This window comes from Brevundimonas sp., from assembly GCF_036677305.1.
Classification (GTDB): domain Bacteria; phylum Pseudomonadota; class Alphaproteobacteria; order Caulobacterales; family Caulobacteraceae; genus Brevundimonas.
Window position 1 is genome coordinate 1 of record NZ_JAKFEB010000074.1, and the last position, 7231, is coordinate 7231.

Consider the following 7231-nt stretch of genomic DNA (forward strand, 5'->3'; position numbering starts at 1 on the left):
TCACGGTCGAAGTGGGCGACCCAGATCTTGGTGGTCAGCCAGATGTCGTCGCGGGCGACATGACCGGCCTCGATGGCGTCGCGGATGCCGTCTCCGACCGCCGCCTCATTGTGATAGATCCAGGCGGTGTCGATGTGGCGGTAGCCGATGCGCAGGGCCTCGGCGACCATGCGGCGGGCGTCCTCGGGCGTCAGCATCCAGGTGCCGAAGCCCAGCAGGGGGATGGCGTGGCCGTCGACGGTGATGGCGGGCTGGTCGGTCATGGAGGGCTCCTGTCGGGCCGCTTACCTATGCCGCGCCGGGCCCGGATCAAGGCGGGCGGCGCGAAAGCCTTGGAGGCGGCGCGCGGTTCCGCTAAAGGCCGCAGCCTGAGTTTTGCGAACGAGCCCCACGATGTCCGACGTCCTTCCCGACCGCCTGTCCGTCGATCCCGACAGCCCCTTCCACGACGGCGACCTGCTGCAGAAGGGGATCGGCGTCCGCTTCAAGGGCGAGGACAAGACCAATGTCGAGGAATACTGCGTCTCGGAAGGCTGGGTCCGTCTGGCCGTCGGCAACCGCGTCGACCGTCGCGGCAAGGCCCTGACCGTCAAGCTGCAGGGCCCGGTCGAGCCTTACATCAAGGGCGAATAAGCCCGTTTATGGCAGCAGGGTGAAAACTCGGGACTGTCCAGCTTCACCCTTGCCATTGCGCAGTCTACGGTCCGGCTCCCTCGACTGAGTCCCGGAGCCGTCATGCGTCTGTCCGTCCGCCTCCTCGCCGCCAGCGCGCTCGCGCTGAGCCTCGCCGCGGCCCCCGCCCTGGCGCAGGACGCCGCCGCCATCGAGCGGGCGGCGACGATCCGCGACGCGGCGATGAGCCGGAACATCGCGCTCGACTATGTGACCCAGCTGACGACCCGCTTCGGCGCGCGGCCGGCGGGGTCGAAGGCCGAGCAGGACGCCTCGGCCTGGGCCGCGGACTACATGCGGGCGCAGGGCTTCCAGAACGTGCGCATCGAACAGTTCCCGCTGGTCGGCTGGGAGCGCGGCGAGGAGAGCGCCTCCATCGTCGGCGATCATCCGCAGAACCTGGTCGTCGCCGCCCTGGGCCATTCGCCGGGCACCAACGGCGTGATCGAGGCCGAGGTGGTGCGGTTCGACAGCCTTGAGGCGCTGAACGCGGCGCCCGCCGGATCGCTGGCGGGCAAGATCGCCTATGTCGACGCCGGCCAGATGGTGCGGATGCAGGACGGCGCCGGCTACGGCCCGCTGACGCGCATCCGGGGCGCGGGTCCCGCCGCCGCCGCGGCCAAGGGCGCGGTCGCCTTCATCATGCGCTCGGTCGGATCGGACGATCACCGCATGCCGCACACCGGCACCACCCGCTATGTCGAGGGCCGCGTGCCCCTGCCGGGCTTCGCGCTGAGCGCGCCGGACGCCAGCCAGGTGTCGCGCCTGATCGCCATGGGCCAGACCGTCCGTCTGCGCCTGTCCTCGACCGCCCACACCTATGAGACCGTGTCCCAGAACGTGATCGGCGAGATCACCGGCCGGTCGCGTCCGGAAGAGGTCATCGTGCTGGGCTCGCACATGGACAGCTGGGATCTGGGCACCGGCGCCATCGACGACGGCGCCGGCGGGGCCATCACCCTGGCGGCGGCCAAGGCCATCGCCGAAAGCGGACGCCGTCCGGCGCGGACGGTCCGCGTGGTGCTGTACGGATCGGAAGAGGTGGCCCAGCCGACCGACACCGGCAACGGCGGCGGCGCCTATCTGCGCGGCATCGGGACGGCGGTCGAGAAACATATCATCGCCGGCGAGAGCGACTTCGGCGCGGACCGCGTCTTCGCCCTGGGCCTGCCGCCCGGCGCGCAGAATTCCGACTTCGCCCGGGCCGCGAACCGGGTGCTGTACCCGATCGGCGTCCTGGCCTCGCCGCAGCCGGAACTGCACGGCGGCGCCGACATCGGCCCCCTGGCCGGAGCGGGCGTCCCCGTGTTCGGCCTGAACCAGGACGGCACCCGCTATTTCGACCTGCACCACACCGCCGACGACACCCTGGACAAGATCGATCCGAAGCAGCTGAACCAGAACGTCGCCGCCTGGGCCGCGCTGGTCTGGCTGATCGCGGATTCGGACGTCGATTTCCGGGCCATGCGGCCGGCGGCGCCCGCCCACTGATCGAGCGCAGCGCTACAACTTGACCACCGGCCGTTTCTCGTCAGAGTGGAGCGGCCGAGACGGCGGGCTGGAGGCCACTCATGACTGATCCAAACATCACCGCCGTTCCTGACGCCGGCGCGACGAACGTTCACGTCCATGTCGCACCCCAGGATTCGGCCATGGCGGTCGCCTCGCTGATTCTCGGCATCTTCGCCATCTGCACGGTGTGGATACCGGTTGTCGGACTGATCGCCTGGATTCTTGCACCCGTGGGCCTCATTCTGGGCATCCTCGCGCTGAACCGGTCGACGGGTTCGGGCAAGGGGGTCGCCATCGCCGGCATCGTCTGTTCGACGATCGGCTTGCTGGGATGCATCGGCTGGGTCGTGCTGATCGGCATGGCGGCTTCGGTCGGCGTCGGAGCCTGATCCAGGCCGCATGGCCGAAGCGGCCGGGCGCTGCTAGATCACGCCGCAGGCCGCGAGCGTGGCGAAACTGGTAGACGCAAGGGACTTAAAATCCCTCGACTTCGGTCATGCGGGTTCGACCCCCGCCGCTCGCACCACGGCCATTTTTGACACCGGCGATCCATGCGGGCGTTCTGTCTCCGTCAAAGGAGACACGTCATGAGCTACATCGATGGTTACGTCGTGCCGGTGTCGGCCGCGAACAAGGCCGCCTACAGGGCGATGGCCGAGCAGACCCTGGTCATGTTCAAGGAGTTCGGCGCCATCCGGGTGGTCGAATGCTGGGCCGACGACGTGCCCGACGGCAAGGTCACCGATTTCAAGCGCGCGGTGAAGACGGAAGGCGACGAGGTCGTCGTCTTCTCGTGGGTCGAATGGCCGGACAAGGCGACCCGCGACGCCGGCCAGATCAGGTTCATGGAAGATCCGCGCATGGCGGAGATGACCGACGCGCCCTTCGACGGGAAGCGAATGATCCTGGGCGGATTTTCGGTCCTGCTGGACGGCTGACGCCTCAGCGCTTCTTGCCCAGCTCGGCGGCGATGTCCTTGACGTTCCGGCCGGCCTTGCGGTGGGCGGCGGTCAGCTGCTCGCGGGTCACGCCCCAGCGCTTCATCCAGTGTTCCACGGCCTGACGTTCGGACAGGTCCAGCCGGTCCTTGTCGATGAAGCCGCGCTTGTCTTTCAGGCCCGCCATGGTCCGCTCCGTTGCCTGGCCTAGGTAGCGCGAAACGGCGCCAGGCGCGACGGCTCGGCATAACTTCGTGTTTCTCGCAAAGAACCGCCCTTACCCGGTAAGCTTTTCATGGGCACAAGGAGGAATCGCCCCTCAGGCCCTATGGATATTCGATGAAAAGAGCCCGGCGCGCCCGTATCGTCGCGACCCTCGGACCCGCCAGCCGCGCGCCCGGAATGGTCAAGGCCCTGGCCCAGGCGGGCGTGGATGTCTTCCGTCTGAATTTCAGCCACGGCTCGCATGAGGATCACGCCGCGGCGCTGAAGGCGGTGCGCGGCGCCGAACTGGCGCTGAAACGCCCGCTGGGCGTGCTGGCCGACCTGCAGGGACCCAAGCTGCGGCTGGGCCGGTTCAAGGACGTCGAGATCGACGTCAAGCCGGGCCACAGGATGCGCTTCGACCTCGACGCCACGCCCGGCGACGCGACGCGGGTGCAGATGCCGCATCCGGAAATCTTCAGGGCCCTGCGCACCGGCATGTTGCTGCTGCTCGACGACGGGCGGGTGCGGCTGCGGGTCGGCGAGCGAACCGACGAATGGGCCGACGTCACCGTCGAGAGCGGCTCGAAACTGTCGGACCGCAAGGGCGTGGCCGTGCCCGAGGCGGTGGTTCCGGTCTCGGCCCTGACGCCGAAGGACCGCGAGGACCTGGCCTTCGCCCTGCGCATCGGCGTGGACTGGGTGGCGCTGAGCTTCGTCCAGAAGGCCGAGGACATGGCCGAGCTGAAGCAGCTGGTGAAAGGCCGCGCCGCCTGTCTGGCCAAGATCGAGAAGCCGCAGGCCCTGAGCCAGCTGGAGAGCATCCTCGACTACTGCGACGGCGTCATGGTGGCCCGCGGCGATCTGGGCGTGGAGCTGGAGCCCGAAGAAGTGCCGGTGGCGCAGAAGCAGATCATCCGCGCCGCCCGCCAGCGCGGCGTGCCGGTCATCGTGGCGACCCAGATGCTGGAGAGCATGACGGCCTCGCCGGCCCCGACCCGGGCCGAGGCTTCGGACGTGGCCAATGCGGCATATGAGGGCGCCGACGCCCTGATGCTGTCGGCCGAGACGGCGTCAGGCGACTATCCGCTCGAGTCCGTGGGCGTGATGAGCCGGATCATCGAACGCGTCGAGCAGGACCCGATGTGGCCCAGCCTGATGGACGCCGAACACGCCGGCATGGACGACATCGACGCCGACGCCCTGGTGGCCGCGGCGCGCAAGGCGGCCGAGGCCCAGTCGACGGCCTGTATCGTGGTGTTCACGACCCTGGGCGGAACGGCGCGGCGGATGGCGCGCGAGCGGCCGCTGCAGCCCGTTCTGGCCCTGACGCCCAATCCCGACACGGCGCGGCGGCTGGCCCTGGTCTGGGGGCTGGAGACGCGGCTGGGCAAGGAGCCGACCTCGCTGGAGGATGTGACCGAGGACGCCGTGAACAGCGCCGTCGAATATGATCTGGCCCAGCCGGGCCAGCGCATCCTGATCCTGGCCGGAACGCCCTTCGGCGCCCCCGGGGCTGCGAATCTTCTGCGATTGGCCCATGCTCCGGCGAAGGGCGGCAAGTCGCGCGCCTGATCCTTCAGGGTCGGCATGATCAAATACATCGGCTCCAAACGGGCGTTGCTGACGCAGATCGCGACCGCGGTCCGCGCCGGCCTGCCCGACGGCGGCACGGTGTGCGACCTGTTCTCCGGCAGCGCCCGCGTCGGTCACGCCCTGAAGCGCGAGGGCTTCCGGGTCTGGTCGAACGACCACAACGCCTACGCCCACACCCTGGCCACCGCCTATGTTCAGGCCGATCGCGAACGCTGGCTGGACAAGGCCGAGGCGGTGCTGGCCGAGCTGCGGACCGTGACGCCCGAGGCGGGCTGGTTCACCAAGGCCTTCTGCGAGGACGCCCGTTTCTTCACGCCCGGGAACGGAGCGGTCATCGACGCCATGCGCGAGCGGATCGCGGCCATGGCGCTGGAGCCCGAGCTGGAGGCCATCGCCCTGGTCAGTCTGATGGAGGCCGCCGACCGGGTGGATTCCACGGCCGGCCTGCAGATGGCCTATATGAAACAGTGGGCCTCGCGGGCGCTGAAGCCGCTGGAGCTGCGGATGCCCGACATCCTGCCCGGCGTGGCGGCGGGACCGTGCAAGGCGACCCACGCCGACGCCGTCGAACTGGCGCCGCAGGTCGAGGCGGACCTCGTCTATCTGGATCCGCCCTACAACCAGCACTCCTATCTCGGCAACTACCACTGCTGGGAAAGCCTGATCCTGTGGGACCGGCCCGAGACCTACGGGATCGCCAACAAGCGGATCGACGTCCGCACCCGCAAGAGCGCCTTCAACAGCCGGCCCGGCATCGCGCCCGCGCTGCAGGCCGTGATCGAGGGGCTGAAGGCGCCGAACCTGATCGTCTCCTTCAACGACGAGGGCTATCTGGCGCGCGACCAGCTGGTGAAGATGCTGTCAGGCCGGGGCGAGGTGCAGGTGATCGAGATCGCCCGCCCGCGCTACGTCGGGGCGCGGATCGGCATCCACAATCCCAAGGGCGAGAAGGTCGGGGCCGTGGGCCGTCTGCGGAACGTCGAATATCTGTTCGTGGTCAGCGAACGGCCTGTGAGCCTCGCCGACGCGGCTTAGGCCTCGGTCTCCACGCCGTCATCCTCGGGCTTGACCCGAGGATCAGACGAACCGCCGCTCGGTGACGCCAGCGCGCGCGGTCGCAGGGCCGCCCCTGCCGCACAGCCCGACCTGACCTCTGATCCTCGGGTCAAGCCCGAGGATGACGGAGATGGGTGGGGCAGGAGGTGGAACGGTCGACCGGCGGTGTCGTTTAGCGGACATGGAACAGCTGTCGATGACCCCCGCCCGCCGTCAGTATGCGCACAACGCCTACAGCCGCACGGCCGACGCGTTCGAGACCGTGTCCTGGCGTCCGCCGGTCGCCCGCAAGGTCGACGCCCGGCCGGCCAACGACGGCTATCGCCCTTATCCCGCCGAGCCGACGGTCGCGCAGGAGTTCGCCGGGCTTCCGGCCTGGGTCCATATCGTCGGCGGCGGCGTGGTCGCCGCCCTGATGGGCGCGCTGCTGGGCGGCGCCCTGCACATCTAGGCCTCGATCAGCGCCCGGATCGGCGCCCAGCCGCGCCTGTGCGCCGGGCAGGGGCCCAAGGTCCTAAGCGCCTCCTGATGCACCGGCGCATTGTAGCCCTTGTGGCCGGCGAAGCCGTAGCCGGGGTATTCCGCGTCCAGTTCGACCATCAGCCGGTCCCGCGCCGTCTTGGCCAGGATCGAGGCCGCCGCGATCGACAGCGACAGGCCGTCCCCGCCGACCACGGTCTGGACGTCGCAGGGCAGTTTGAACCGGTAGTTGCCGTCCACCAGAGCCGCGACCGGCGGGATCGCCAGCGCCTCGATCGCCCGGCACATGGCCAGGCCGGTGGCGTGCAGGATGTTCAGCTCCGCGATCTCCTCGACCGAGGCGAAGCCGACGCCCCAGGCGACGGCGCGGGCCTTGATCTCGATCTCCAGCGCCTCGCGCCGGGCGTGGGTCAGGGCCTTGGAGTCGTCGATGCCCGCGGGCAGGTCTTCGGGGTTCAGGATCACCGCCCCCGCCGACACCGGCCCGGCCCAGGGACCGCGCCCCGCCTCGTCCACGCCGCACACGGGCCCGCCGCTGGACTGGATCAGCAGCAGTTCGAGGCCCAGCGTCGGGAAGACGCGCGCTTCCTTGAGCTTTGCCTTTGCAGGGGTTTTCGGCGGAGTCTTCACTGGCCGGCCATCGCACGAACCTGCCGGTGACGGAAGCATTCGACGCCGTGATCGTTGACCATGCCCACAGCCTGCATGAAGGCGTACACAATCACGGGCCCGCAGAAGGTGAAGCCGCGCTTCTTGAGAGCCTTCGCCATGGC

General features: G+C 69.2%; 11 protein-coding genes and 1 tRNA gene. 8 read left to right on the forward strand and 4 right to left on the reverse strand.

Going from position 1 to position 7231, the window contains the following annotated elements; all coding sequences use genetic code 11:
* Positions 1-263, reverse strand: a 263-nt coding sequence (locus V6M42_RS04350) for an aldo/keto reductase (protein ID WP_332677397.1), incomplete at its 3' end; no start/stop codon positions are given.
* A 130-nt stretch (positions 264-393) separates the two neighbouring features.
* Here V6M42_RS04350 and V6M42_RS04355 point away from each other — a divergent pair.
* From V6M42_RS04355 to V6M42_RS04375, 5 genes are all read left to right on the forward strand, one after another.
* Positions 394-633 carry a DUF3297 family protein gene (locus V6M42_RS04355; protein ID WP_332677399.1) on the forward strand — a complete coding sequence of 80 codons (240 nt, stop codon included), beginning with the start codon at positions 394-396 and terminating at the stop codon, positions 631-633.
* Between the two features lie 102 nt (positions 634-735).
* A complete protein-coding gene (locus tag V6M42_RS04360; RefSeq protein ID WP_332677401.1) occupies positions 736-2163 on the forward strand; it encodes a M20/M25/M40 family metallo-hydrolase in 1428 nt (475 codons plus the stop codon).
* 80 nt (positions 2164-2243) lie between these two features.
* Positions 2244-2573, forward strand: coding sequence for a hypothetical protein (locus V6M42_RS04365; protein ID WP_332658054.1), 330 nt, complete (start codon positions 2244-2246; stop codon positions 2571-2573).
* Positions 2574-2625: 52 nt separating this feature from the next.
* Positions 2626-2710, forward strand: a tRNA-Leu gene (locus V6M42_RS04370).
* 61 nt (positions 2711-2771) lie between these two features.
* A complete protein-coding gene (locus tag V6M42_RS04375; RefSeq protein WP_332677403.1) occupies positions 2772-3122 on the forward strand; it encodes a DUF1428 domain-containing protein in 351 nt (116 codons plus the stop codon).
* A 4-nt stretch (positions 3123-3126) separates the two neighbouring features.
* On the opposite strand, the gene V6M42_RS04380 is transcribed toward V6M42_RS04375, so the two are convergent.
* A complete protein-coding gene (locus V6M42_RS04380) occupies positions 3127-3309 on the reverse strand; it encodes a DUF3606 domain-containing protein (protein WP_055828753.1) in 183 nt (60 codons plus the stop codon).
* Between the two features lie 152 nt (positions 3310-3461).
* On the opposite strand from V6M42_RS04380, the gene pyk reads away from it, so the two are divergent.
* From pyk to V6M42_RS04395, 3 genes are all read left to right on the forward strand, one after another.
* Complete coding sequence (gene pyk / locus V6M42_RS04385) at positions 3462-4901, forward strand: pyruvate kinase (protein ID WP_332658056.1); 1440 nt, start codon at positions 3462-3464, stop codon at positions 4899-4901.
* Positions 4902-4916: 15 nt separating this feature from the next.
* Entirely contained in the window at positions 4917-5957 is a 1041-nt protein-coding gene (locus V6M42_RS04390) for a DNA adenine methylase (RefSeq protein ID WP_332677405.1), read from the forward strand.
* A gap of 217 nt (positions 5958-6174) precedes the next feature.
* Positions 6175-6429 carry a hypothetical protein gene (locus V6M42_RS04395; RefSeq protein WP_332677407.1) on the forward strand — a complete coding sequence of 85 codons (255 nt, stop codon included), beginning with the start codon at positions 6175-6177 and terminating at the stop codon, positions 6427-6429.
* Here the strand turns inward: V6M42_RS04395 and V6M42_RS04400 are convergent.
* Both V6M42_RS04400 and V6M42_RS04405 read right to left on the reverse strand, forming a co-directional pair.
* On the reverse strand, positions 6426-7088 hold the full coding sequence (locus V6M42_RS04400) for a ribonuclease HII (protein ID WP_442880923.1): 663 nt from the start codon (positions 7086-7088) through the stop codon (positions 6426-6428). The two genes, V6M42_RS04395 and V6M42_RS04400, sit on opposite strands and share 4 nt — an antisense overlap.
* On the reverse strand, positions 7085-7231 hold a 147-nt coding region (locus V6M42_RS04405; protein WP_332677412.1), incomplete at its 5' end, for a DNA-3-methyladenine glycosylase I. The genes V6M42_RS04405 and V6M42_RS04400, both read right to left, overlap by 4 nt.

Excerpts from the sequence above, each read along its gene's own strand:
- V6M42_RS04355 (WP_332677399.1), top strand. The coding sequence starts at position 394 with ATGTCCGACGTCCTTCCCGACCGCCTGTCCGTCGATCCCGACAGCCCC.
- V6M42_RS04360 (WP_332677401.1), top strand. The coding sequence starts at position 736 with ATGCGTCTGTCCGTCCGCCTCCTCGCCGCCAGCGCGCTCGCGCTGAGC.
- V6M42_RS04365 (WP_332658054.1), top strand. The coding sequence starts at position 2,244 with ATGACTGATCCAAACATCACCGCCGTTCCTGACGCCGGCGCGACGAAC.
- V6M42_RS04395 (WP_332677407.1), top strand. The coding sequence starts at position 6,175 with ATGACCCCCGCCCGCCGTCAGTATGCGCACAACGCCTACAGCCGCACG.
- V6M42_RS04380 (WP_055828753.1), bottom strand. The coding sequence starts at position 3,309 with ATGGCGGGCCTGAAAGACAAGCGCGGCTTCATCGACAAGGACCGGCTG.
- V6M42_RS04390 (WP_332677405.1), top strand. The coding sequence starts at position 4,917 with ATGATCAAATACATCGGCTCCAAACGGGCGTTGCTGACGCAGATCGCG.
- V6M42_RS04375 (WP_332677403.1), top strand. The coding sequence starts at position 2,772 with ATGAGCTACATCGATGGTTACGTCGTGCCGGTGTCGGCCGCGAACAAG.
- pyk (WP_332658056.1), top strand. The coding sequence starts at position 3,462 with ATGAAAAGAGCCCGGCGCGCCCGTATCGTCGCGACCCTCGGACCCGCC.